23 protein-coding genes are annotated in these 24,137 nt (G+C 42.5%); 7 read left to right on the forward strand and 16 right to left on the reverse strand.

The features are described from left to right. Nucleotides 1–58: 58 nt before the first annotated feature. From GPW69_RS06790 to ligA, 10 genes are all read right to left on the reverse strand, one after another. Nucleotides 59–475, reverse strand: a complete 417-nt coding sequence (locus GPW69_RS06790; RefSeq protein WP_002936007.1) for a F0F1 ATP synthase subunit epsilon — start codon at nt 473–475, stop codon at nt 59–61. Between the two features lie 9 nt (nt 476–484). Next, complete coding sequence (gene atpD / locus GPW69_RS06795) at nt 485–1,891, reverse strand: F0F1 ATP synthase subunit beta (RefSeq protein WP_024407431.1); 1,407 nt, start codon at nt 1,889–1,891, stop codon at nt 485–487. Nucleotides 1,892–1,910: 19 nt separating this feature from the next. Next, on the reverse strand, nt 1,911–2,789 hold the full coding sequence (locus tag GPW69_RS06800; RefSeq protein ID WP_002936012.1) for a F0F1 ATP synthase subunit gamma: 879 nt from the start codon (nt 2,787–2,789) through the stop codon (nt 1,911–1,913). Between the two features lie 11 nt (nt 2,790–2,800). Beyond that, complete coding sequence (gene atpA / locus GPW69_RS06805) at nt 2,801–4,321, reverse strand: F0F1 ATP synthase subunit alpha (RefSeq protein ID WP_032497571.1); 1,521 nt, start codon at nt 4,319–4,321, stop codon at nt 2,801–2,803. Nucleotides 4,322–4,324: 3 nt separating this feature from the next. Next, entirely contained in the window at nt 4,325–4,858 is a 534-nt protein-coding gene (locus tag GPW69_RS06810; protein WP_029171227.1) for a F0F1 ATP synthase subunit delta, read from the reverse strand. Next, on the reverse strand, nt 4,859–5,365 hold the full coding sequence (gene atpF, locus GPW69_RS06815) for a F0F1 ATP synthase subunit B (RefSeq protein ID WP_029171228.1): 507 nt from the start codon (nt 5,363–5,365) through the stop codon (nt 4,859–4,861). A 17-nt stretch (nt 5,366–5,382) separates the two neighbouring features. Continuing rightward, nucleotides 5,383–6,099, reverse strand: a complete 717-nt coding sequence (gene atpB, locus GPW69_RS06820; protein ID WP_024407435.1) for a F0F1 ATP synthase subunit A — start codon at nt 6,097–6,099, stop codon at nt 5,383–5,385. Nucleotides 6,100–6,135: 36 nt separating this feature from the next. Next, on the reverse strand, nt 6,136–6,336 hold the full coding sequence (locus GPW69_RS06825) for a F0F1 ATP synthase subunit C (protein ID WP_002936021.1): 201 nt from the start codon (nt 6,334–6,336) through the stop codon (nt 6,136–6,138). Between the two features lie 136 nt (nt 6,337–6,472). Then, nucleotides 6,473–7,516: a diacylglycerol kinase family lipid kinase gene (locus tag GPW69_RS06830; RefSeq protein ID WP_074391846.1), complete on the reverse strand. Its 1,044-nt coding sequence runs from the start codon at nt 7,514–7,516 to the stop codon at nt 6,473–6,475. A gap of 10 nt (nt 7,517–7,526) precedes the next feature. Then, nucleotides 7,527–9,485, reverse strand: coding sequence for an NAD-dependent DNA ligase LigA (ligA, locus tag GPW69_RS06835; protein WP_044751987.1), 1,959 nt, complete (start codon nt 9,483–9,485; stop codon nt 7,527–7,529). A gap of 122 nt (nt 9,486–9,607) precedes the next feature. Between ligA and GPW69_RS10650 the strand changes: the two genes are divergently transcribed. From GPW69_RS10650 to GPW69_RS06860, 6 genes are all read left to right on the forward strand, one after another. Beyond that, nucleotides 9,608–9,754: an SPJ_0845 family protein gene (locus GPW69_RS10650; protein ID WP_002936026.1), complete on the forward strand. Its 147-nt coding sequence runs from the start codon at nt 9,608–9,610 to the stop codon at nt 9,752–9,754. Between the two features lies 1 nt (nt 9,755). Further along, nucleotides 9,756–10,661: a permease gene (locus GPW69_RS06840; protein ID WP_044693571.1), complete on the forward strand. Its 906-nt coding sequence runs from the start codon at nt 9,756–9,758 to the stop codon at nt 10,659–10,661. Beyond that, nucleotides 10,658–11,473, forward strand: coding sequence for a TIGR03943 family putative permease subunit (locus GPW69_RS06845; protein ID WP_074391845.1), 816 nt, complete (start codon nt 10,658–10,660; stop codon nt 11,471–11,473). The genes GPW69_RS06840 and GPW69_RS06845 overlap by 4 nt, the downstream gene beginning before the upstream one ends. 78 nt (nt 11,474–11,551) lie before the next feature. After that, nucleotides 11,552–13,039 carry a glucose-6-phosphate dehydrogenase gene (gene zwf, locus GPW69_RS06850; RefSeq protein WP_074391844.1) on the forward strand — a complete coding sequence of 496 codons (1,488 nt, stop codon included), beginning with the start codon at nt 11,552–11,554 and terminating at the stop codon, nt 13,037–13,039. A 199-nt stretch (nt 13,040–13,238) separates the two neighbouring features. After that, nucleotides 13,239–13,913: a DNA alkylation repair protein gene (locus GPW69_RS06855; RefSeq protein WP_074391843.1), complete on the forward strand. Its 675-nt coding sequence runs from the start codon at nt 13,239–13,241 to the stop codon at nt 13,911–13,913. A gap of 1 nt (nt 13,914) precedes the next feature. After that, nucleotides 13,915–14,472: a GNAT family N-acetyltransferase gene (locus tag GPW69_RS06860; protein ID WP_074391842.1), complete on the forward strand. Its 558-nt coding sequence runs from the start codon at nt 13,915–13,917 to the stop codon at nt 14,470–14,472. Between the two features lie 27 nt (nt 14,473–14,499). Here the strand turns inward: GPW69_RS06860 and ftsY are convergent, their stop codons facing one another. The 5 genes from ftsY to rnc form a co-directional block, all read right to left on the reverse strand. Next, nucleotides 14,500–15,774: a signal recognition particle-docking protein FtsY gene (ftsY, locus tag GPW69_RS06865; protein WP_074391841.1), complete on the reverse strand. Its 1,275-nt coding sequence runs from the start codon at nt 15,772–15,774 to the stop codon at nt 14,500–14,502. Between the two features lie 2 nt (nt 15,775–15,776). Further along, entirely contained in the window at nt 15,777–16,589 is an 813-nt protein-coding gene (locus tag GPW69_RS06870; RefSeq protein WP_074391840.1) for a Cof-type HAD-IIB family hydrolase, read from the reverse strand. Beyond that, complete coding sequence (locus tag GPW69_RS06875; RefSeq protein WP_074391839.1) at nt 16,579–17,388, reverse strand: Cof-type HAD-IIB family hydrolase; 810 nt, start codon at nt 17,386–17,388, stop codon at nt 16,579–16,581. Before GPW69_RS06875 ends, GPW69_RS06870 begins: the two co-directional genes overlap by 11 nt. Nucleotides 17,389–17,489: 101 nt before the next feature. Next, entirely contained in the window at nt 17,490–21,029 is a 3,540-nt protein-coding gene (smc, locus tag GPW69_RS06880; protein WP_074391838.1) for a chromosome segregation protein SMC, read from the reverse strand. A gap of 2 nt (nt 21,030–21,031) precedes the next feature. Next, entirely contained in the window at nt 21,032–21,718 is a 687-nt protein-coding gene (gene rnc, locus GPW69_RS06885; RefSeq protein WP_012028264.1) for a ribonuclease III, read from the reverse strand. A gap of 188 nt (nt 21,719–21,906) precedes the next feature. On the opposite strand from rnc, the gene GPW69_RS06890 reads away from it, so the two are divergent. Further along, the gene (locus tag GPW69_RS06890; RefSeq protein WP_074391837.1) at nt 21,907–22,896 is read left to right on the forward strand and encodes an acyltransferase family protein; all 990 of its coding nucleotides are present in this window, start codon (nt 21,907–21,909) and stop codon (nt 22,894–22,896) included. Nucleotides 22,897–23,088: 192 nt separating this feature from the next. Here the strand turns inward: GPW69_RS06890 and GPW69_RS06900 are convergent, their stop codons facing one another. Beyond that, nucleotides 23,089–24,129, reverse strand: a complete 1,041-nt coding sequence (locus tag GPW69_RS06900) for an ArsR/SmtB family transcription factor (RefSeq protein WP_074391947.1) — start codon at nt 24,127–24,129, stop codon at nt 23,089–23,091. Between the last annotated feature and the right edge of the window lie 8 nt (nt 24,130–24,137).

Consider the following 24,137-nt stretch of genomic DNA (forward strand, 5'->3'; position numbering starts at 1 on the left):
TTTCCATTATACCATGAAATTAAAAAATGGAACTGAACCAAGTTCAATCCCATATAGATTAATGTTTCCCAACACGAATACGATTTATCGCACGTTGGAGGGCGACTGTTGCACGCATCTCCATATCAATATTACGAGCAGTCTGTGCTTCTTCCAATTCACGTTCCGCGCGCAATTTGGCACGTTCCGCACGACTAATATCAATATCCCGTTCCCGCTCAGCGGAATCAGAAATGACCGTAATAATATCCTTGTTGACTTCAATGATTCCACCATTGACCGCAATCCAGTCTACATGGTTTTCATCATCAACACGACGCACTTTCATTTCACCGATTTCCAAAACTGCAATCAGTTCTTCATGTCCAGAATAGACACCCATCTCACCATCAACCGTTTTGACCAAAACAAATGCTGCATGATGGTCATATTTGATACCGTCTGGTGTTACGATTTGTACAGTCATTTGTCCCATAAGCCACCTCTAGAATTTCATTTTAGCAGCTTTAGCGACCACATCCTCAATTGAACCAACATTTCGGAAGGCATCTTCTGGTAGGTGGTCGTGTTTGCCGTCCAAGATTTCCTTAAAGCCTTTCACCGTTTCAGCTACTGGCACATAAGAACCTGGCATTCCTGTAAATTGCTCCGCAACGTTGAAGTTTTGAGAGAGGAAGAATTGGATACGACGAGCGCGACCAACCAATGTCTTCTCTTCATCTGACAATTCATCCATACCGAGAATGGCAATAATATCTTGCAATTCTTGGTAACGTTGAAGAACACGTTTTACTTCCATAGCCACTGCATAGTGCTCTTCACCAACGATTTGTGGAGAAAGCGCACGAGATGATGACGCCAACGGATCCACAGCAGGGTAGATACCAAGCTGAGTCAACTTACGTTCCAAGTTGGTAGTCGAGTCCAAATGAGCGAAAGCTGTCGCTGGAGCTGGGTCTGTATAGTCATCCGCAGGTACGTAAATAGCCTGAATAGATGTAACAGAACCCTTCTTGGTTGAGGTAATACGCTCCTGCAATTGTCCCATCTCAGTTGCAAGTGTTGGCTGATAACCAACGGCTGATGGCATACGACCCAAGAGGGCAGACACTTCTGAACCAGCCTGAGTGAAACGGAAGATATTATCGATGAACAGAAGAACATCCTGCCCTTCCACATCACGGAAGTATTCCGCAATGGTCAAACCGGTAAGAGCAACACGCATACGGGCTCCTGGCGGCTCATTCATCTGACCAAATACCATGGCCGTTTTTTCAATAACACCTGATTCTTTCATTTCCCAGTAAAGATCGTTCCCTTCACGGGTACGCTCGCCAACTCCGGTAAACACAGAGATACCACCGTGTTCTTGGGCAATATTGTGAATCAATTCTTGGATAAGAACGGTTTTACCAACACCGGCACCACCGAAGAGACCAACCTTACCACCTTTTAGATAAGGTGCTAGGAGGTCGATAACCTTAATCCCTGTTTCCAAAATTTCGCTTGAAGTAGATAATTCGTCAAAAGCTGGCGCTTTCTTATGGATAGGCTCACGTTCAAAATCTGCCGGAAAAGACTCTTCAAGGTCAATGGTATCTCCCAACACATTGAAGACACGACCCAAGGTTTCTTTACCGACTGGAACAGAGATAGGACGACCTGTATCGAGAACTTCCATCCCACGTGTCAATCCATCCGTTGATTCCATGGCAATGGTCCGTACAACGCCATCACCAAGTTCCAAAGCCACTTCAAGCACGACTTTTTGTTTGGAATCATCATTTTTATATACAACGAGTGCGTTGTTAATCTCAGGAAGTTTATCTTCTGCTGCAAACGCAACGTCTACAACTGGTCCGACAACCTGAGTAATTTTGCCTGAACTCATTCTATTTCCTCTATTTCTATTACTCAAGGGCTGAGGCACCAGCTACAATCTCAGTAATTTCCTGAGTAATCGCTGCCTGACGAGCCCTATTGTATTGGATTGTCAAATCGTTAATGACATTCTTAGCATTATCCGTCGCTGTCTGCATGGCTGTCATACCTGCTGCATTTTCAGCAGTTTTTGCATCCAAAATCGCTCCATAAATAGTTGATTCTGCATATTGAGTCAAGAGTTGTTCCAAAATAACCTCACGGTTTGGTTCCAACTCAAAGGTAGCTGTATAACCATCTGCTTCATTGTGGTCCAAATCTTCTACAGGAAGCATCTGTTGTACACGCACTTGACTGGTCAAACTATTGACATGGTGGTTATAACAAACATACAACTCATCAAAGAGTTCATTCTTGTACATCTCAACAGACTTAGAAATGATTTTTTGAACCTCTTCAAAACTTGGGTTGTCTGCTAAACCGCGCAATTCAAAGACAGGATTGATACCACGAGCACGGAAAAAATCTGCTCCCATACTACCAATAGCAATAATCTCATACTCATCTTTCGAGTCATGATCCTGTTCAATCATCCCCATCACAGCCTTCAAAATACTGGAATTATAAGAACCTTTTAGTCCGCTGTCAGAGGTAATGACAATATAACCCGATTTTTGAACTGGACGGCGAATCAGCATTGGATTGCTTGTATCTGAAGCCATCAATTCTCCACGCAAGAGATCCGTTGTAATCTGACGAACCTTACTAGCGTAGATCTGAAAGGATTGCGCTAATTGCTCTGATTTGGCTAATTTAGAAGCCGAAACCATCTGCATGGCACCGGTGATTTGACTGGTTTTCTTAGTTGATGCAATTTTTGACTTGATTTCATTGAGAGAACCTGCCATTATTCACTCCTTTACTTAAAGACAGACTGGTCTTTGAAAGCTTGGATAGCAGCATTCAATTCATCTGTGTCAGGAAGATCTTTTGTTGTACGAATAACATCCAAAAGACCATCGTAGTGCAAATCAAAATATGCGTACAGTTCTTCTTCAAATGCCAAAATGTCATCAATTGGCACTGAATCCAAGAAGCCATTTGTCAAAGCATACAAAATCAAAACCTGTTTTTCAACTGGGAGTGGCTTATGCAATGGCTGTTTCAACACTTCCACAGTCCGACGACCACGGTTGAGTTTGGCCTGAGTTGCTGCATCCAAATCCGAACCGAATTGCGTAAAGGCCTCCAATTCACGATAAGAAGCTAAGTCGATACGAAGGGTACCTGCAACCTTTTTCATGGCCTTAATCTGTGCAGAGCCACCTACACGTGATACAGAAGAACCCGCATCAATGGCTGGACGGATACCAGAGTTGAATAAATCGTCCTTCAAGAAGATTTGTCCATCCGTGATTGAAATCACGTTGGTAGCGATGTAAGCTGAAATATCTCCCGCTTGTGTTTCGATAAATGGTAGAGCTGTAATAGAACCACCGCCCAATTCATCTGAAACCTTTGCTGAACGCTCTAGCAAACGACTGTGCAAGTAGAATACATCCCCTGGATAGGCTTCACGACCCGGAGGACGACGAAGCAAGAGAGATAATTCACGGTAAGCTACCGCTTGTTTTGACAAATCATCGTAAACAATCAAGACGTGTTTGCCTTCATACATGAACTCTTCTGCCATTGCAACACCAGCATAAGGAGCCAAGAAAAGCAATGGAGACGGTTGTGAAGCAGATGCAGTTACTACGATTGTGTAATCCAAAGCACCGTATTGACGAAGCGTTTCAACCTGAGTACGAACAGTTGACTCTTTCTGACCGATAGCCACATAGATACAAATCATGTCTTGGCCTTTTTGGTTGAGAATAGCATCAATAGCTACAGATGTCTTCCCTGTCTGACGGTCACCGATAATCAATTCACGCTGACCACGACCAATCGGAACCAAAGCGTCAATCGCCTTAAGACCAGTTTGAAGCGGTTCATTAACCGACTTACGTTGCATAACACCTGGTGCTGGATATTCAATCGGACGAGTCTTACTAGTACGAATTTCACCAAGACCATCCACAGGTTGACCAAGTGGGTTGATGACACGACCAATCAAAGCCGAACCAACTGGTACTTCCATAATTTTACCAGTACGACGAACAACTGACCCTTCACGAATATCGGTAAATTGTCCGAGAATAATGATACCAACATCGTTGGTTTCTAAGTTTTGTGCCATACCAATGGTGCCATTTTCAAATACCAAAAGCTCTCCACTCATGGCATTGTCAAGACCTTGCGCACGGGCGATACCGTCACCGATATAGGTTACGACACCAGTCTCTGTGTAGTCAAAGTCAGGCTGAAAGCCTTCAATTTGTTGTTTTAGTAAAGCGCTAATTTCTTGTGCATTAATCAAAAGAACACCACTTTCTATTTTCTAAAGTTTTTTTCTAACGTCCTTCAACTGTGTCCGAACGCTTGCATCGATTACCTTATGGTTAACCGTTACAATAAAACCACCGAGGAGACTTTGATCAAGTTCTTCCGTGATATTGCGTACACGCAAGGAAAATCGTTGTTCTACCAAGTGACGGAGACGCTCTTTTTGTCCTTCAGTCAAAGGGTAAACAGAAACCACATGGGCTTCAAATTCATTTTTAAATTTACTGATTTGTAATTGGACACGCTCAAGGGTTTCAAGAAGCAAATCTGCATGACCATCACGAATAACATCTTCAATCAAGTCATTGATTTGCCAGAAACTAGATTGACGTACCGTCCTTACAAAGTCAGCCTTTTCTTCTCTCGACACTGTCGCTGACAGCAAGAGTCGATTCAGCTTACTATCATGAATGATGGAAATCAAGTCAGAAATCTGGTCATACATATCCCAAATATCTGCATGATCACTGACTTTTTCAACAAATGATAGAGCATATTTTTGCACGATGGCATTTTCTCTAGCGTTCATCTACTTGTCTCCTAGTTTGTCCAAATAACGGTCAATCAAGTTACTATGAGCTTGTTGGTCCAAATCTTCCAAAATAATTTTGCTTGCAAGATCAACTGCCAATTCAGCAACTTGAACACGCAAGTTTTCTTGTGCTTCACGTTTTTCAGCTTCAATTTCCAATTGAGCTTTTTGCTTCAATCCTTGAATTTCAACATCTGCTTGCTCAAGAATACGTTTTTTCTCTAGTTTTGCGCGTTCAACCGCGTCTTGAATAATCTTTTGACTTTCAATACGTCCCTGTACCAACTCATCTTCACGTTGTTGAACAAGGTTCGCTGCTGCTGTTAGTTTTTCTTCTGCAGCATCAATATCATTTGCAATCTTATTGGCACGTTCTTCAAAAATACCTGTAATTTTATCCCATGCAAAAACACGAATAAGAATAATAAGTATTGTAAATGAGGCTGTTACCAAGATAAAGTTTCCAAGAATGGTACTAGATTGCATTGTAATAGTTGTTGCCATAGTTGTCATTCCCTTTCCTATTCACTCTCACCACTAATTTTTTTATTTAAGTACATAGATACCAACATGATAAATACATATCCCTGCAAGCATGAAATGAATACAGAAAATGCTGTCCAAACAACGTTTAGAGCAAAGGCAATTGGATATGCAAGTGCACTTTGTTGAGATAATTGTAGAAGAAGAGAGACAAGCACTTCACCAGCATAAATATTACCGTACAGACGAAGAGCAAGCGACACAAGGTTGGTCACTTCTTCCAAAATGTTCATTGGAGCCATAGCCCAGGGTGTCACAAAAGATTTGAGGTACGCCTTGAAACCGCGACGACGAATACCTTCAACATGACAAAATACTGTTGCAATTGTTGCCAAACCGAAATCGTAAGCCATATTGGCCGTTGGAGAAGTCCACAAATTATGTCCTTCTGCTGTTTCCAATTTGGTCATCAAACCTAGATTATTAGCAACCAAAAGAAAAGTAAAGACTGTAAAGAAGAACAAGGAATACCGCTTTGCTTCCGCATCGCCAAGATTCCCTTTTGTAAAATTGATGGTCAATTCGTAAACGTACTCCAAAACATTCTGTTTTCCTTTTGGCTTGAGCTCCATCCGACGACTAGCCCAAAAAACAAGTAAGAAAATAATGGAAATGGTAATGACAGAAACCAATACCATGGTCAGGTCAAAGGTTACGGGACCAAGGGTAAGGGTTGGACTTAAATGTTCTTCCAATGGAGGTTCCCCCCTTTTCTATTTCTCTATTTTCTACTATTTCAAGACAAATGTCATAGCCAAGGTTACGAAGAAAGTTCCCTCGATAAAGGCAACACCCAAAAATACACCAGCCATCAATTTACTTTGCATTTCTGGTTGACGTGCAGTCGAACTAAGGTATGAAGCCACCAACAGTCCCTCACCGATACTTACACCAAGACAGGCCAATCCAAGGGCCAATGCGCCTAAACTCATAACGAATTCTCCTTTTAAAATTTAATACCATGTAAGGATACTCCTAAAACATCTATTTGTCAAGAAAATACCGCCATTGTAAGCGTTTAATTCATTTTTACAAAATAAAAAGAAAAGACTGTTTCATCTTTTCTTCCTATTTAATAGTTTCATTAATATGGTCTGTTTCTTCAATGAAGCGTTTGGCCATATCTTCTCGATTCATCTGATCAGTATCAAGAGTGATTGCATGGTCAGAAACCAGATCTGTATCTGCGAAAAACTCTATATGGTTTGATAGGTTGTACAGACGTACAGGGGCTTCCCCACCAAACTCTCCATCTAGATTGAGCAGTAGACGGTTATCTGGGTTAAGATTTTCGATGGATAGGCTCTTGGTTTTTATGTATTCAACTAAATCACTATCAATGTGTTTGCCACCGTCTAAGACTTGACGAATCAGATGCAGAATTTCAAATAAATTCCCTGTTTTAACCATCAATAAGGTAAAATTACCATCATCTAACTTAGCATCTGGAACGATCTGTTCAAACCCTCCAATTGAATTGGTTAAGGCAACAAAAATCATTGAAACCGAGCCTTCAAACACGCCCTCGTCATGCTCTACACGAACAGGTGTAAATTGTACTTGTGGCAGGAGTTCTGCTCCTTTTACCACATAGGCCAAATAGCCAAACATGGTCTTAAGTTGACTTGGAACACTGTAGGTCAATTCCGTAAGTGTACCTGCCGCAGCAATGTTGATAAAATAATGTTCTTGATGAAAACCATTTTTTTGATTTTTGACTAAACCAATATCCATTAAAATGGTCTGCTGCTTACCAATAACCTTAGCTGCTTCTACAGGATTTCCCCTGGGCACTTTTAATGCACGCGCATAGTCATTGGTGGTGCCAGTCGGTATGATGGCCATCTGCGGACGTTTTTCAAGCGGAGCAATTCCATTGACGACTTCATTGATTGTTCCATCTCCACCAGCCGCAATAATCAAGTCAAAGCCTGCAAGTGCCGCACGTGTAGCCTCATTTTTTGCAGAGTCTTTCTCAGCAGTTGTTTGGAAAGCTGAAGTTTCATAACCGTAACCTTCCAAAATGTCCAATACTTCGGCCACATTTTTCTTCATGATTTCTTGACCTGAGGTCGGATTATATATTAGTCTAGCACGTTTTCTTTCTTCCATCGTTTTACCTTTACAAGCTCTCCAACCAAGCCTCATCTTTTATTTCGATACCTAGTTCCTGTGCTTTGGTCAATTTACTACCAGCATCTGTTCCAGCAACCACAAGATTAGTTTTTTTAGAAACTGATCCTGCTACATTTGCCCCTAAAGCTTCTAATTTGGCTTTGGCTTCGTTTCGTTTCATTCGCTCCAATTTACCAGTCAGTACAACTGTCATACCCGATAGCGCAGCATTTTCATCTACTACTTGTCCGAGATAGGTCAAGTTTACCTTAGCTTCCTTAAGTTCAGCTAAAAGTTGCTGCGCACCCTCACTAGCAAAAAAAGTTGTCAAGGATTTAGCAATAACCTGACCAAGACCTTCTAGCGAAGCAATTGCTTCTTGATCAGCAAATGCTAAGGTTTCTAAATCGCCAAATTTTTCTACTAAAATCTTACTTGCCTTACTGCCGACATGGCGAATACCTAGACCAAACAGGAGGCGTTCTGCTGAGTTGCTCTTAGAAGTTTGAATGGCTTGATAGAGCTTGTCAGCTGATTTTTCTTTGAAACCTTCCAAGGTCAATAGGTCATCGACAGTTAATTTATAAATATCAGCAACATCGTGTACCAAACCTGCTCCAAAGAGTTTTTCAACGATTGAACTACCCAGTCCCGCAATGTTCATGGCATCCCGACTTGCAAAATGTTCCAACTTACTCATCAGCTGGCTAGGACAAATAGGGTTGATACAGCGGAGGGCAACTTCATCCTCATAGTGTTGTAGGTCGCTCTGACAAGACGGACAATGACTAGGAATAGGCATGATTTCTTGCTCTTTTCGATATTTATCCACCACTTTCAGAACTGCTGGAATAATATCTCCCGCCTTATAAACAATGACCGTATCGCCAATACGAATATCTTTTTCGGCGATATAGTCTACGTTGTGCAAAGTCGCTCGACTGACAGTCGTTCCTGCCAGTTGAACAGGACTAAGGTTGGCAGTTGGTGTCACAACACCTGTCCGGCCAACAGTCCAATCAACCGACAAGATTTCTGCTTCTTTTTCCTCAGCTGGAAACTTGTAAGCTACTGCCCATCGTGGCGCTTTTACTGTAAATCCTAGTTCTTCTTGTATAGCTAAATCATTTACCTTGATGACAACACCATCTATCTCATAGGGGAGATTATCTCTACGCTCTGCTATTTTTTCAATAAAATCCCACGTGTCATCAATCGACTCCGCCAAGCAATATTCGTGGTTGGTCACAAATCCCAGAGCATCTAACTTGCGAAGCACATCGGACTGACTAGTCGCTTCAGATGGACTAGCCTCTTGGTAAAGGAAGGTTGCAAGTCCACGCTGGGCCACGACACCTGTGTCTAATTGGCGAAGAGTTCCTGCCGCTGCGTTACGCGGATTAGCAAATTCAGCTTCACCAGCCTCCTGACGCTGTTTGTTGACACGGTCAAAGGAAGCCTTTGGCATATAACACTCACCTCGGACAGTGATGTCCACAGCTTCGGGTAGGGTCAAAGGAATATCAGCCACTCGTTTGAGATTTTCTGTGATATTTTCACCGACACTACCGTCACCACGTGTAGCACCCACGACTAAATTACCCGCTTCATAGGTCAGGGAAATAGATAGACCGTCAATCTTCAATTCACAGATATAAGTTGCTTGAGGAAATTCCTTGCGAACTCGCTGGTCAAAAGCTTCTAATTCTTCACGAGAAAAGGCATCCTGCAAACTAAAAAGAGGATAAACATGACTATATTTTTCAAATCCGTCTAGCACCTTTCCCCCGACCCGATGGGTAGGACTGTCTGGTAAAATCAGTTCTGGATGAGCTGTTTCCAGTTCTACTAATTCACGATAAAGCGTATCATATTCTGCATCTGATACGCTAGGTTTGTCCAATTGATAATACTCTTTAGCGTATTGATTGAGCACGCTAACTAATTCTGATATTCTTGTTTTCATAAGAATATTATATCATGATTTGAGGGTGCGAACTATATTTGCGCTTCAATAAAAACAGATTCCTTTAGATAATTTTTAGTAAAAAATGTATAATGTGTATATAAAATTTTTGGAGGTGCCCTATGGCTGTAACCTATAAACGACAAGATGATTTAGAAAAGATGCTGGAAGAATTTGCTTCATTTGAAAAACTGGAAGAAATTGAGTATCCTGATCCAAAATCAAAAGAAAATTCCGAGAAAAACAACTTGAATCAGGATAAAAAATAATATGTTCGGTCTTGATCAATTACCTACCTCCGTCCTACAGGCGGGGGCTATTTTCCTATCTATCATGATTGAAGCCTTGCCCTTTGTGTTGATTGGAGCATTGATTTCTGGCTTTATTGATGTGTTTATCACCCCTGAAAAAGTCCATAAACTCCTTCCCAAGAACAAGTTTCTTGCCATTCTATTTGGAACCTTTATCGGCTTCATTTTTCCGTCTTGCGAATGTGGTATTGTCCCTATTGTCAATCGGCTATTAGAGAAAAAAGTACCTAATTATACTGCTGTTCCCTTTTTAGTAACGGCTCCTGTGATTAATCCCATCGTCCTTTTTGCAACCTTTACTGCTTTTGGCAATTCCCTACTTTTCGCCTTCTATAGAGCCCTAGGAGCCATCATTGTATCCCTAGTATTGGGAATCATTCTTGGTTTTTTCGTAAAAGGACCCATTCTTAGAGGAAGCAAGTTTGACCATCACCAGCATGATTATTCGGATAAAACCAGCTGGCAAAAAGTTGGCTTCGCACTTATTCATGCCATTGATGAATTTTTTGATACGGGGCGTTACCTAGTCTTTGGTTGTCTATTTGCCAGTCTCGTACAAGTCTATATTCCAACTGCTGTCCTGACTACCATCGGTCACAGTCCATTAACAGCTATTTTACTGATGATGTTGCTGGCCTTTCTTCTTTCCCTATGTTCTGAAGCCGATGCCTTTATTGGTGCATCACTACTATCCAGCTTCGGATTCGCCCCAGTAATGGCTTTCTTAGTTATCGGACCCATGGTGGATGTTAAAAACTTGCTCATGATGAAACATTATTTCAAGGGGAAATTTATAGCCGGTTTTATCATTACTATCACTCTCGTTATTTTGGGATATAGTCTGATACTTGGAGGTGTAGTATGATTCGTTTTTTAATTCTTGCAGGCTATTTTGAGATGACCATGTATCTTTATGTCTCTGGAAAATTAGACCAATACATCAATCTGCACTATAGCTATCTAGCCTATCTATCCATGGTTTTATCTTTCATACTTGCCATCGTACAATTATATGTCTGGGTAAAAGAAATTCGAGTACATAGCCATTTAAATAGCAAAATTGCCAAACTATCAAGCATTGGACTATTGCTCATTCCTCTTGCTATAGCCTGGCTCTTTCCTACGGTAAGCCTGGATTCAACAACTGTTGCTGCCAAGGGCTATCATTTCCCACTAGCAGCAGAAAACGATGCTAATACACAAAACCAAGAAGGGACGACTGTTCAGTATCTCAAGCCTGATACTTCTATTTATTTTACGAAATCTGCCTATCAAAACCAGATGCGTGAAATTGCTGATCGGTACTTGGCTGAAGAAACCATTGTCGTTACTAATGAAAACTATATGGAAGTGATGGAAGCAATCTACGACTATCCTACGGAATTTTCAGGAAAAACGATTGAAATGATTGGATTTGTCTACAATGACCCTGACAATAGCCAGCAATTTTTCCTTTTCCGCTTTGGTATTATTCACTGCATTGCTGATTCTGGGGTATATGGCTTACTCTCTACGGGGGCTACCACAGAATTTCCTAACAATACTTGGGTAAAAGCCAGAGGAACAGTCAAGGTTTCCTACCACACATCGTTGAAACAAAATCTCCCAACACTTGAATTACAATCGATGGTTCAGATTGAACAGCCAGATTCCCCGTATGTCTACCGTGTTTTCTAATAATTCCAACTCAAAAAGTGAATTTTCTGACAATTTGTGGTATACTATTAATGATATTCAACAGATAGGAATGAAATTATGTCATCACATGTATTGTTTACAATTTTTGGTGCTAGTGGCGACCTTGCCAAACGCAAACTCTATCCATCCCTCTTCCGTCTTTATAAGGCAGGCCATATCCGAGAAAATTTTGCAGTAATTGGTACAGCTCGCAGACCCTGGACCAAGGAATTTTTTGAGCAAACCGTCATTGAATCACTAGGTGATCTGCCTGACACACCACGTCAAGCTCATGAATTTGCAAGTCATTTCTACTACCAAAGCCACGATGTCAATGACACGGAACATTATGTAGCTCTTCGTAAATTGCAGGATGACTTGTGTGAAAAATACGATACCCAGCACAACAAGGTCTTCTTCCTCTCTATGGCACCTGAATTTTTCGGAACTATTGCCAAACACCTCAAGTCTGAGCAGATCGTTGATGGACAAGGTTTTGAACGCTTGATTATTGAAAAACCTTTCGGAACTAGCCTTGCTACAGCTACCAAACTCAATGATGAATTGGCAGCAGCCTTCAATGAAGACCAAATCTACCGTATCGACCATTACCTAGGCAAGGAAATGGTACAAAATATCTTTGCGGTTCGCTTTGCCAATATCATTTTTGAGCATATTTGGAACCGCGATTACATCGATAACGTCCAAATTACATTTGCTGAAGCGATTGGTGTTGAGGATCGTGGGGGCTACTACGATCATTCTGGCGCCTTAAAAGACATGGTGCAAAACCATGCCCTTCAAGTCCTATCCCTTCTAGCAATGGATAAGCCAGCCAGCTTCAAAGAGGAAGATGTCCGCGCTGAAAAGATCAAGGTCTTCCAACACCTTCGTCAGCCTTCTGATGAGGACCTCAAACGCAACTTCATCCGTGGTCAATATGCAGCAGGTTCCATCGACGGAAAAGACTATGTTAGCTACTTGGATGAACCAAATATTGCCGAAGGTTCTCAGACAGAAACCTTTGCAGGAGGTGTCTTCTTCGTTGATACTGACCGTTTCCGTGATGTACCTTTCTTCTTCCGTACAGGTAAACGTCTGACAGAAAAGGGCACGCGCGTGACCATCATCTTCAAGCATGCGGAAGATATTTTTGGTCAGCCTTCTGAGGCCAATGTATTGACCATCTTCATCCAACCAACTGAAGGCTTTATGCTCTCTATCAACGGTAAGGAAGTTGGTTCCCATTTTGCTCTTACACCTGCCAAACTCAACTTCCGCCACAATGCAACTGCTCTTGGAAATTCACCCGAAGCCTACGAAAAACTATTTTTCGATGTCCTAAATGGTGATTCTACTAACTTTAGCCATTGGGAAGAAGTGAAGGCGAGCTGGAGCTTGATTGACCGCATTGTTGATTTGTGGGCAAGCAATCAAGTCCCACTCCACACCTATCCAGCTGGAACTATGGGACCTGAGGCAGCATTTGATTTGCTAGAAAGCTACGGTTGCAAGTGGGTTTGGACACCTGATGTATGGTATCGTGAACGTGGCTTATTGAAGTAGTCATTTAGTTTATCTTTGATTACTTCGTTAACTCGCTTTGCCGTACTCCACGAAAGTGACTTGCTTCGCATGTCTTATTTCCAACCTAGAACAGCCTCTGGGCTGTTCTAGCAACCTACAGTTCGTTGCCTTGTACTAAAAGCAAACTAAACGACTACATATAAAAACTGGAGCAATCCAGTTTTTTTCGGAGATATTTATGACTGAAATGAACACCATTCTCACCCAACTTGAAGCAGCCAGCCATGCTGGCACCCTCAAGCGTTATGAAAAAATTGGCGAAACCAAGCCCTACTACGGCGTTCCAATGGGAGCTATTTCTGGTATCGCCAAGGCCTATAAAAATCGACTGGACTTGTTTGCTCCACTCTGGCAAACAGGTGTCCTAGAAGCACAATATTTAGCTATTCAAATTGCAAAAAATAAGCCTGATCAGCTTCCCCAAGCTGACCTAGAGAATTGCCTCAATGAAGAAGTTTCTGTTAATGTCCTAGACAAACTGGCTTCTATCATTCTCAGCAAACGAAAAGACAGCAAGGATTGGGAAGAAATCTTACTTGCCAAAGACGAGGCCATCTTTAACAGACTTGGCTGGTTCCTCAGTGCCAAATACTTTGCTGGAAAAACAGCAACAAACCAAGAAATTGAAGAAACTCTAGAACATATTCGCCTGCATTTGCAAACCGCAGACCCGCAGGTTCAATGGACCATGAACCAATGCTTGGTGGAGATTGCCGTTGCCTATCCTGACTATCTGGAGCAAGGTTTTGCAATCGGTCAGGAACTCGCTGTCTATTCCGATATGAAGGTTCCAAAAGGCTGTACTTCTGCCTACGCACCCGACTGGATTGAGGCATTATTGAGGAGGAAATAAGATGCAACATAAAGGAACTCAGATTTTAGAAACAGAACGCCTAGTTTTACGCCCTTTTCAAGCAAGCGATGTTGAATCAGTTTTCCAAAACTGGACTTCAGATGAAAAGGTTACCACCTATCTGACCTGGCCAACTCATCAGACACTCCAAGATACTGAAGACTATGTCCAGTTCTGTCTTCAATCCTATTCACAGGAAAAAACATACAGGTGGGTAATTGAGCTCAAAGAAAATCAGCAACCCATTGGAGATATTTCCGTTGTTAGCCTTGATGAAAGAGTCCAAGCTGCTGAATTAGGTTGGGTGTTGGGCAGTAAATGGTGGGGGCAAAGTTATATGACCGAAGCTCTTGAAGCTGTTAATCACTATTTATTGGAGGAAGTGGGCTGTTTACGGATTACAGCTGTTCACGATAGTGAAAATCGTCCTTCTGGTCGTGTCATGGAAAAAGTCGGTATGACCTATGAAGGAACTCTCCGCCAAGCCGCTCGAAACAATCGTGGTATTGTGGATATTGCCATTTACTCACTGTTGCATACAGATAGAAAAAGTCGCTAGTTTTTCAACTAACGACTTTTTTCAATATTACACCAATCCTTCCAAGAGTCCACGCATGAACTCTTCGGATTTGAATTCACCGATATCATCGATTTTCTCACCGAAACCAATCAGTTTAACTGGAATATCCAGTTCCTGACGGATGGCAAGAACGACACCACCCTTGGCTGTACCGTCTAGCTTGGTCAAGACTAGCCCAGTCAATGGAGTAATTTTTGCAAATTCCTTGGCTTGGCTAAGGGCGTTTTGACCTGTGGAGGCATCCAGTGCTAAGAGAGTTTCATGCGGTGCATCAGGCAGAGTCCGTTTGATGATGCGACCAATTTTTTCCAGCTCTGCCATGAGATTTTCTTTATTTTGCAAACGACCTGCTGTGTCAATCATGAGAATATCCACACCTTCTGCCACGGCACGTTTTACCCCATCAAAGACCACACTAGCTGGGTCTGACTTTTCTGGACCTGTGACCACAGGCACATCGACACGGCGACCCCACTCAGCCAGCTGGGCTACCGCACCCGCACGGAAGGTGTCCGCTGCGACCAACATGACCGTCTTGCCAGCCTGCTTGTACTTGTAGGCTAACTTACCGATAGAGGTCGTCTTCCCAACGCCGTTGACACCGACAAAGAGCATGACTGTCAAATCATCTTGGAAATTGATTTGCTCGCTGAACTGACCATCTTTTTCGTAAATATCCACCAATTTTTCGATGATAACCCGACGGAGTTCATCTGTCTTCTTGGCATTTTGTAGCTTGGCCTCATAGCGGAGCTCCTCTGTCAGAGTCGAAGCTACTTGCACACCAACGTCTGACAAAATCAGCATTTCTTCCAACTCTTCGAAAAATTCTTCATCAACCGAACGGAAATTGGCAAAGAATTCATTGAGCCTTGCCCCAAATCCTGTACGCGTCTTTTTCAAGGTACGCTGGTACTTGTCCTGCTCACTTTCTTGCTCTACTGGAACAACTTCCTCAACAGGCTCTTCCTTGACCTTGGTTTGAATAGCAGGGTCAAAGCCTTGTTCCTGCGCTTCCTTAACACGAGCTGCAGCGGCTTCTTTGGCTGCATAATATTGAGCCATCATGTCTAAGGTCCGTTGTTTCTGAGCTTCTTGTTCAGCTGTCAATTCAGGCTCTGCTACTTCAGACTGGAACTCTTCCATTTCTTGAGTAGCTGACTCAACTTCAGTAGTTACTGTATCTTCGCTAGAAGCCGACTGCTCCCTTTCCACTTCTTCAACAAGAGCAACCTGCTCCTCTTGTTTTTCTTGTCCAAATAATCGATCAAATAATCCCATACTTAGTCCTCATTCAATACATAGTGCTCGATGGCCCAAGCAATACCATCTTCATCATTAGTTTTGGGTAAGACTACCTTGGCTGCTGATTTGATTTCTTCAGTTGCGTTTGCCATGGCAACCCCTAAACCAGCCCATTCAATCATAGACAAGTCATTTCCTTCATCACCACAGGACATGACTTCTGACTGGTCAATCCCCAGATGTCCAATCAACTTGGCCAAACCGTTTGCCTTGTGAACCCCTTTAGGACTCCACTCAAGCAAGATATCCCGCGATTTGAAAATCTCGAAACGATCGTACAATTCCTCAGGAATTTTTGGAATTTGACCATCTAGAAATGCTGCATCTACTGCTGAGACTGCCTTATTGTAGACAAACTCTTCTGGCAGCTCCTCATCTGAAACATTGATTTTATTCAAAAGTGGATTGGCTGTTAGGTAAAGAGATTCATGGGCAGCTGGAAGCGAGTAAACATCTCCGCCGTACAAAACATCCAATGGCAAATCCAATTCATTTGTCACACGACGGATGGTACGGACATCTTCAATGGTGAAACCCGTTTTATCTAAAATCCGGCCAGTATTTTCCTGAACCAGACCACCATTAAAAGTGATAGAATATTGATTTTCTCCAAGTAAATCTAGTTCTTCTAAGAAACCTCCAATAGCCTGCAAGGGACGACCTGTGGTTAGAACCACATAGACGCCACAATCACGTGCTGCTTGCAAGGCCTTTTTATTGGCCTCTGAAATCCGTTTATCAGATGTCAGAAGCGTTCCATCTAAATCCAACGCAATCAACTTAATTGCCATTTGCTAATTCCTCCATGTATTCTATGACAGATTCATCATCACAATGACCAATGACTAGGTCTGCTTGAGCCTTTACCTCATCTATGGCATTCGCAGTTGCGATTGAGACTGCTGCCTGTTTCAACATCTCCAGATCATTTTGGTTGTCTCCAAAGGCAATCAGTTCCTTTCCTGTTAGACTAAGGTGTTGGCACAAATGAGATAAACCAATTCCCTTGTGTACACCTGACAAAATAATATCGATCGAGGTAAAACCAGTTGTAACAGCAGTCAATTGTTTGAAATGATGATTAATCCAGTCTTGAGTTGACTGACGATTGGATTCATCGACATAGAGATTCAACTTAATAATCGGCTCAGAAATATCTTCAAACTGTTCCACCAAAGCAATATCGTGATAATAGTCCGATAAAATATTATAAAGTCCAGTGTCAACTGCTTTCAGCATATAAGAAGCTGTTAAGCCAGATAAGGTCACATGTTGTGCAGCTACGTGCCCACTCTGCACCAGTTCCTCTACTAAAGAAAGGTAAGTTGCCGGCTGAATGGGATCATCCAGGTAGATGGTCTGATTGCGATAAACAACAACTGCTCCGTTCTCAGCTACCAAAGCGATGTCATCTAAAAATTCTTCAAATAACTGTTTGAGACTCGGCAGAGAACGACCACTTGCCGCCACAAACAAGTAGCCTTTTTCCTTAAACGTCTCCAACAAATTTCGAAACCGATTGGCATCAAATCCATGGTCACTTCGTAAAAAGGTACCATCCATATCCGTTGCGATAATTTTCTTATACATAACAAACAACCTCCGTCCAGTCCTTTTATTATACCATTTATCCACACTATTTCCTATTTTTCCTAAAGGAAAAAACCTGGAAATTTCCAAGTTTTCCTATTTTAGTCTGTAAAAGTGTCCACATCTTTCAGTTTAACAGAAACAATCTTGGACACACCAGATTCCTGCATGGTCACCCCATACATAGCATCTGCTGCCGCCATGGTCCCTTTCCGGTGGGTCACGACGATAAACTGGCTGTCCTTGTCAAATCGGTTGAGGTAGTCCCCAAAACGCTTGACATTGGCCTCGTCCAAGGCTGCCTCCACCTCGTCCAAGATGACAAAAGGAATGGTCTTGACGCGGATAATGGAAAATAGCAGAGCGAGGGCCGAGAGGGCTTTTTCGCCACCTGACATGAGGTTGAGCGATTGGATTTTCTTACCCGGAGGCTGAACTGAAATCTCCACACCCGCAGTCAAAATGTCCTGCTCCGTCAAAATCAAGTCCGCAGAACCACCGCCAAACATCTGTCTGAAAGTCTGCTTGAAGCTTTCGCGAATGGCTTCAAAGGTAACCTTAAAGCGTTCCTTGACTTCATCATCCATTTCATGAATGGTATTCAAGAGCAAATCACGCGCCGACAAAATATCCGTCCGTTGCTCATTGAGGAAGGTCAGACGGTTATTGACCTCATCATACTGCTCAATAGCATCCAAATTGACTGGCCCCAAAGCACGAATAGCTCTTTCTAGGTCTTTGAGGCTTTGTTCAGCAACTGCAAGATTCTCAACTTCCTTGGCCTGAGACTGGGCAGCTTCAAAACTCAATTTAAAATGCTCGGTCAAATTACCAAGTAAAGTCCGTAATTTATCGCCCGCTTGCTCACAATCCGCCTCTAACTTAGCCTGCTTACGAATCAAATCATCATTCTTAGTCCGAGCTTGTTGCAATCTTTCTTCCAAGTCTTCAAACTGCCCATCAATATCTTCCAATTCAAACTTTAAGCGAATTAGAATCTGATTGGTCTGGTTTTGCTTATCAGATGCGGCCTGCAATTGTTCTTCAAGAATCTCAATACTAGTATCTTCAAGAGCTTCTAGCTTCTGGTCAATCATATCCTCTAAAAGAGAAATTTCCTTATCTGCAACCACTTTTTCTTCTTGCAAACGTCTCAGATCTGTCTGTTCAAAACGAAGTTGGCTAGTGAGTTCAGCCTGTTCCAAAGTTAGTTGACCCTTCTGAGTCTGTAGTTTCTGCAAGCTTTCTTGAATACTGTCGCGATTATCACGAACTTGATTGATTTGTTGATCCAAGGCTAGTTTTTTCTCATTCAAGGCTTGGACATTTACTTCTTCCTTAGCAGCAGCCTCTTCTAGCTCAGTCAAAATGGTCGGACTGACCTGACTCATTTGCAGGTCATACTGGGCTGATAGCTGAACCAGGCTATTTTCTGCCTGTTCCTGATGAATCCTTGCGCTCTGCTGGTTCAATCTAGCTTCTTCCCCCTCCGCCTTAATCGTTTCCAAGGCTTCTCTGGTCTGGTCTAAGCTAGTTTTCTTAGCTGCAACCAAGCTTTCTTGCTCCTGCAACTGGCTAGACAGCTCTGCTATTTCTCCTAAAAGAGCATCCAGTTCTGGTTTGATAAAGGTCGTGCTATTATTTCGATTGCTACCACCAGCAAAGGATCCACCAGGACGGATTTCCGCTCCATCCATGGTCACCATACGCACTTGAAACTTGGTTGCCCGCGCTGCCTGATTGGCATGGTCAATGGTATCAAAAATCGCGATAGTGCCTAGCAAATTTTGGAAAATCGCATCTAAATTTGGCTGATAAGTCACCAAATCACTTGCAAGCCCCAAGAATCCTTCTGAAGATTCTAGTAAAGAGACTTGCTGTCCAGAAAGCTGACGTGGCTTAATAGTTGTTAGAGGTAAGAAGGTTGCCCGTCCTTGCCGTTTTTCTTTCAAAAATGCGATAGCTCGTTTAGCAGTCGCTTCATCTTCAACGATGACGTTTTGACTAGCACCGCCAAGAGCAATTTCCAAAGCCGTTTGGTAACGAGTATCAAAGGTCAATTGTTCACTGACTGCTCCAATAATTCCTCCTAAGCTTGGCGCCGCCTGTAAGACAGCCTTAACCCCTGCGTAGAAATTGGAATGATTTTTTAAAATAGCTTCTAAACTAGACTGGCGAGCCTGCTTACCTTTCAACTGATCCAGCAAATCAAACAAGCGACCTTGCTCAGCCTGATAAGCAGTCTGGACTTGATCCAATTCTGTTTTTTTGATCTGATAGCCCTCAAGTAACTGGCGTAAAACGTGATCAGCTTCTTCCAAACTTTTCCGACTCTTATCAAGTACTTCTTGAGCTATTTGTTTTTCCGTCTGTAAGCGTGCCAAGTCTTCCGATTTACTCTCAGAAAGACTGATTTGATTGGCAATATCCTGCTGAATCTTGGTCAGACGGTTTGAAGCTTCTGCCTCTTCCTGCATCAGAGCAACATACTGTTCGCGCAGATGATCTAAAACCTGATCAGGATCTTCTGAAAAGTAGGAAATTTCTTTGTCTACCGCAGCAATATCTTCTTTCAAGCTAGACAAGGAACTATCTAATTGCGCAAGTGTTTCTTGCTTTTGCTCAATCTGTTCTGCCAACTGCTCTCGTCGATTCAACAAGTTTTCCAAACGCGCCTGCGCTTCTTGACGACTTGATTCGTTTTGACTAGATTCCAGTTTATGGACCTCAATTTTTCGCTCTAAATCACTGATTAACTTGGTCAAATCCAACAGAACTGCCTGTTCACGCTCCAATTGTTCTGACAGGCGGTGGCGCTTCTCTTTCAAATTCTGATTTTCTTGCTCCAGCTCAGAACGCTGTTTGTAGTAGCTAGTCAATTCAGTTTTGACAGATTCTAGTTCGGCTTCTTTTTCCGATAACTTTTCCTTACCAAGCGACAACTGAGCCACCAAAACATCTAAGTATAATTCCTTACGTTGACCATCTAATTCTAGAAATTTCTTAGCAGTTTGTGCCTGTTTCTCCAATGGTTTGACCTGATTATCCAGTTCATAGATAATATCGTCCAAGCGGTCCAAATTCCCTTGAGCCTGAGCCAGCTTACTTTCTGTTTCTTTCTTACGGGTCTTGTATTTTAAGACCCCTGCCGCCTCTTCAAAAATTGCACGGCGTTCCTCAGGTTTTGAATTAAAAATGGCCTCAACCCGCCCTTGAGAAATAATAGAGAAAGAATCCCGACCCAAGCCAGTATCCATGAAAAGATCATGAATATCCCGTAGACGAACCTTTTTCCCATCAATCAAGTACTCACTATCACCAGAACGATAAATGTGGCGTTCAACCTTAATTTCCTTAGCCTTATCCGCGATAAATCCGCTAGAATTATCCAAGGTCACGACTACCGAGGCATAGTTAAGAGCCTTACGGCTTTCCGTTCCTGCAAAGATAACATCTGGCATCTTGCCTCCACGTAAGCTTTTAGCAGACGACTCTCCCAAGGCCCAACGTAGACTTTCTGTAATATTGGACTTGCCAGAACCATTCGGCCCTACAACAGCAGTCACTCCACGGTCAAAGACGACTTTGGTCTTATCCGCAAAGGACTTAAAGCCCTGCATTTCAATTGATTTTAGATACATACCTATCCTCTAGCCTCCACAGCATTTTTGGCGGCGGCTTGTTCAGCTAATTTCTTAGAGCGACCACGACCACGACCAATCACACGCTGATCAGCAGATACCTCCACTTCAAAGGTCTTATCATGGGCAGGACCAGACTCAGCTATTACTTGATACGAAATAGCAATCTCACCATTGACCTGCAAAATTTCCTGCAAAGCAGTCTTATAGTCGGTCACGCGCTCAAAATTCCCTTTTTCTAAACGAGGAATCATGACCTTATGGATAAATTCCTCCACGGTCTTTTCCCCTTTGTCCAATAGCAGAGCTCCTAAGAACGCCTCGAAAGCATCTCCTAAAATAGTATCGCGATTTCGTCCTCCAGACTTCTCTTCCCCCTTACCAAGACGAAGAAACCGATCAAAACCACAAGCACGTGAAAAACCAGCCAAAGACTCCTCACGTACAAAGGTCGAACGCAACTTGGACATCTCACCTTCGGGTCTATCAGGATATTTTTGATAGAGATATTTGGAAATCATCAACTGGAGAACAGCGTCTCCTAAAAATTCCAAGCGCTCATTATGTGAAATTTTTAGAAGGCGATGCTCATTGGCATAAGAAGTATGGGTAAAAGCCGTTTCTAATAAATTCAAATCCGAAAAATCAATCCCAAAATCAGCCAATAATTTTGCATGTAAATCTTTCATCTATATGCTCCTTTCTAACTTAAACGAAATAGATGGTTTACATTTACTCCGTCCTAACATTATACCATATTTTCCACTGGACTTCTCTTGTCAACTAAGTTTCAGCCAGCACCTCTCCACATCTTTTTGCAAACATTTACATATTCATCAGATTTCGATAAAATGGAAGAAAAAAGAAAAATGTTAACATGCAAAATAAGACAAAACCACTCAATACATCCCTGCTCTCCTTCATCCAGTTCATCGGAGCTATTTTAGTCATCGCCCTCCATTGCCGCAGATTATTTGAAGCAGACCAGTTCCACTTCATCCAAAAATCCATCTTTAGCCGCATGGTCGTTCCCTACTTCATGGTCACAGCCAGCTTCTTCCTCCGACGTAACTATCCCAGCCTCTCCAAACAATACCTGATCCGCTACAGCAAACAATACCTGACCTGGTCCATCCTCTACCTCCCCTTCTACCTCATCTACCTAACACTCCAAGAAATCCCCTTCCCCTACTATCCCCTCGCACTCCTAGTCGGACTGACCTACACCGGCACCAGCTACCAACTCTGGTACATGCCCGCTTTCTTTCTAGGTCTTGTCCTCGTTCATTTTTCCTTGGAGAAATGGGGCTGGCGCATCACAGGTTGTCTAGCCTGCCTTCTCTATCTCCTAGGCTCAGTCGAAACCTACTCCTCCTACCTGGCAGAATCGATTTTCCTGACCGCATTTGACAGCTACAAAACCTTCTTTTTCACCAGCCGCAACGGCCTCTTCTACGCACCGATTTTTGTCCTGACAGGCTTTTATCTAGCCGACAAACTCAATCAACCCATTTTCCAATACAGACAAAAAAACAAACTACTTGTCTGCATAGCTCTTTTAACTTTTGAGGCTACAATCATCTATCTCAATCAGGGCTACGACAAGAACTTTCTATTTAGCCTGATTCCATTCACAGCCTATCTAGTCGCCTGGACTCTAACCACAGACCTCTTCCGCCAGAAAAAATTCCAATTTCTCAAAGAATACGCCAGCTATTATTATTTTATCCATGTTATCCCAGTCGAAATCAGCTTTTTCTTCCTAGAAACTAGTGCCCTGACCAAAATACAGCAAGGTTGGTTAGTCTTCCTTATCACCATCATCACTTGCCAACTGCTCAGCTGGTTAATCATTAATACTCAATGAAAATCAAAAACAGACTAGCTCCAACAGTCTGGGAATAGACTGTTGGAGGTCGGAAATTAGACGAACTTGGTTCGTGACCGTAAGATGCGGATAGAACTGAAGTTCATCAAATCAAGTCAACAACGTCTGATTTTGATTTTCGAAGAGTATAAGCACAAAAGAACCTTGTAAGACTTAACTTACAAGGCTTTTTTACAAATCAAAATCCTCTTTCAACTTATCAATCACCTGTTGGAGTAAATCCCGATTGACACTGTATTTGACATTCTTGTCTTTGGCATTAAAGAGAAGCAGGTCGCCGTTAATCAGCTTTTGAGTGTGGAAGGATACTGCTGCCCCTGTAATAGCCAATCGCTCTGCAATATCCTTGCTCTTGGCATGGGGCTTGGTCAACTCCACCAAGACCTGATAACGCGTGCTATCACTGATGACTTTAAGAGCCGTTGTCAAATCATCCAGATCTAGCTCGTCATTTGAGAGCATTATCTGATCAATTCGACAGGAAGCCAGCAAAGCAACTTTCATATTGTCAAATTGTTCATTACCATAATAAGCAAACCAATAATTCCAAGGACTGAGGACGAAGAATTGGGCAGTTTCCACTCCTAAAGCATCCAAGCCAGTCATGGACAACTGCTTGGACTCTCGATAGAGTTTTTCAATGTCAAATTCCTGAGCAAATTCTTCCCTCTCTGCCCTTGCCTCTTCAAAGTAAGGCTGATAGATTGGAAGCAGCTTGTCTAAGAGAGTGACAGACCGCTCAACAGTTTCCAAAGGATTGCGAATAGCCAGTGACCAGTACCACTTCTCTGCTGGCTTTTTATCCGTTTTTTCCAAGAGTTCCATGAGGCTGAGGTCTTTCTCGCGATGTCCGTCATTTTCAGACGCCAACATGGTCCGCATGGCCTCTTCTACTTCTTCTTGAGACAGCTTTACAATCAACTGACAGGCTTCCTCAATCGTTTTTGGATCCTGCCCATCATTCAAGAGATAGAAATAAAGACTATGCAAAATGTTAAAGATATGACCCCAAACAAAGACCTCGTTGACTTCCTGACGAAAATCTGTCAACTTTTCTTCAATCTCATCACGAATGTCCAAGGCATCTTTGAGAATGTCTCTCTCTTTTTGTGACAAATCCACCTCAAACGGCTCCTCACGCTCCTTAACAATCAAGGGAATAAAGAACTTTTCGACAATCTCGCTTCTATAATCTCGGTAATCTAATTTCATACGCATAC

This window comes from Streptococcus suis, from assembly GCF_902702775.1.
GTDB classification, from domain to species: domain Bacteria; phylum Bacillota; class Bacilli; order Lactobacillales; family Streptococcaceae; genus Streptococcus; species Streptococcus hashimotonensis.

What these genes read in the sequence shown, in the direction of transcription:
- zwf (WP_074391844.1), top strand. Translation starts at nt 11,552, where the DNA reads ATGTCATCACATGTATTGTTTACAATTTTTGGTGCTAGTGGCGACCTT.
- GPW69_RS10650 (WP_002936026.1), top strand. Translation starts at nt 9,608, where the DNA reads ATGGCTGTAACCTATAAACGACAAGATGATTTAGAAAAGATGCTGGAA.
- GPW69_RS06840 (WP_044693571.1), top strand. Translation starts at nt 9,756, where the DNA reads ATGTTCGGTCTTGATCAATTACCTACCTCCGTCCTACAGGCGGGGGCT.
- GPW69_RS06890 (WP_074391837.1), top strand. Translation starts at nt 21,907, where the DNA reads ATGCAAAATAAGACAAAACCACTCAATACATCCCTGCTCTCCTTCATC.
- GPW69_RS06825 (WP_002936021.1), bottom strand. Translation starts at nt 6,336, where the DNA reads ATGAGTTTAGGCGCATTGGCCCTTGGATTGGCCTGTCTTGGTGTAAGT.
- atpD (WP_024407431.1), bottom strand. Translation starts at nt 1,891, where the DNA reads ATGAGTTCAGGCAAAATTACTCAGGTTGTCGGACCAGTTGTAGACGTT.
- ligA (WP_044751987.1), bottom strand. Translation starts at nt 9,485, where the DNA reads ATGAAAACAAGAATATCAGAATTAGTTAGCGTGCTCAATCAATACGCT.
- GPW69_RS06860 (WP_074391842.1), top strand. Translation starts at nt 13,915, where the DNA reads ATGCAACATAAAGGAACTCAGATTTTAGAAACAGAACGCCTAGTTTTA.
- rnc (WP_012028264.1), bottom strand. Translation starts at nt 21,718, where the DNA reads ATGAAAGATTTACATGCAAAATTATTGGCTGATTTTGGGATTGATTTT.
- GPW69_RS06870 (WP_074391840.1), bottom strand. Translation starts at nt 16,589, where the DNA reads ATGGCAATTAAGTTGATTGCGTTGGATTTAGATGGAACGCTTCTGACA.
- GPW69_RS06810 (WP_029171227.1), bottom strand. Translation starts at nt 4,858, where the DNA reads ATGAACGCTAGAGAAAATGCCATCGTGCAAAAATATGCTCTATCATTT.
- smc (WP_074391838.1), bottom strand. Translation starts at nt 21,029, where the DNA reads ATGTATCTAAAATCAATTGAAATGCAGGGCTTTAAGTCCTTTGCGGAT.
- GPW69_RS06830 (WP_074391846.1), bottom strand. Translation starts at nt 7,516, where the DNA reads ATGGAAGAAAGAAAACGTGCTAGACTAATATATAATCCGACCTCAGGT.
- GPW69_RS06845 (WP_074391845.1), top strand. Translation starts at nt 10,658, where the DNA reads ATGATTCGTTTTTTAATTCTTGCAGGCTATTTTGAGATGACCATGTAT.
- atpF (WP_029171228.1), bottom strand. Translation starts at nt 5,365, where the DNA reads ATGGCAACAACTATTACAATGCAATCTAGTACCATTCTTGGAAACTTT.
- GPW69_RS06790 (WP_002936007.1), bottom strand. Translation starts at nt 475, where the DNA reads ATGGGACAAATGACTGTACAAATCGTAACACCAGACGGTATCAAATAT.
- GPW69_RS06855 (WP_074391843.1), top strand. Translation starts at nt 13,239, where the DNA reads ATGACTGAAATGAACACCATTCTCACCCAACTTGAAGCAGCCAGCCAT.
- GPW69_RS06875 (WP_074391839.1), bottom strand. Translation starts at nt 17,388, where the DNA reads ATGTATAAGAAAATTATCGCAACGGATATGGATGGTACCTTTTTACGA.
- GPW69_RS06800 (WP_002936012.1), bottom strand. Translation starts at nt 2,789, where the DNA reads ATGGCAGGTTCTCTCAATGAAATCAAGTCAAAAATTGCATCAACTAAG.
- ftsY (WP_074391841.1), bottom strand. Translation starts at nt 15,774, where the DNA reads ATGGGATTATTTGATCGATTATTTGGACAAGAAAAACAAGAGGAGCAG.
- GPW69_RS06900 (WP_074391947.1), bottom strand. Translation starts at nt 24,129, where the DNA reads ATGAAATTAGATTACCGAGATTATAGAAGCGAGATTGTCGAAAAGTTC.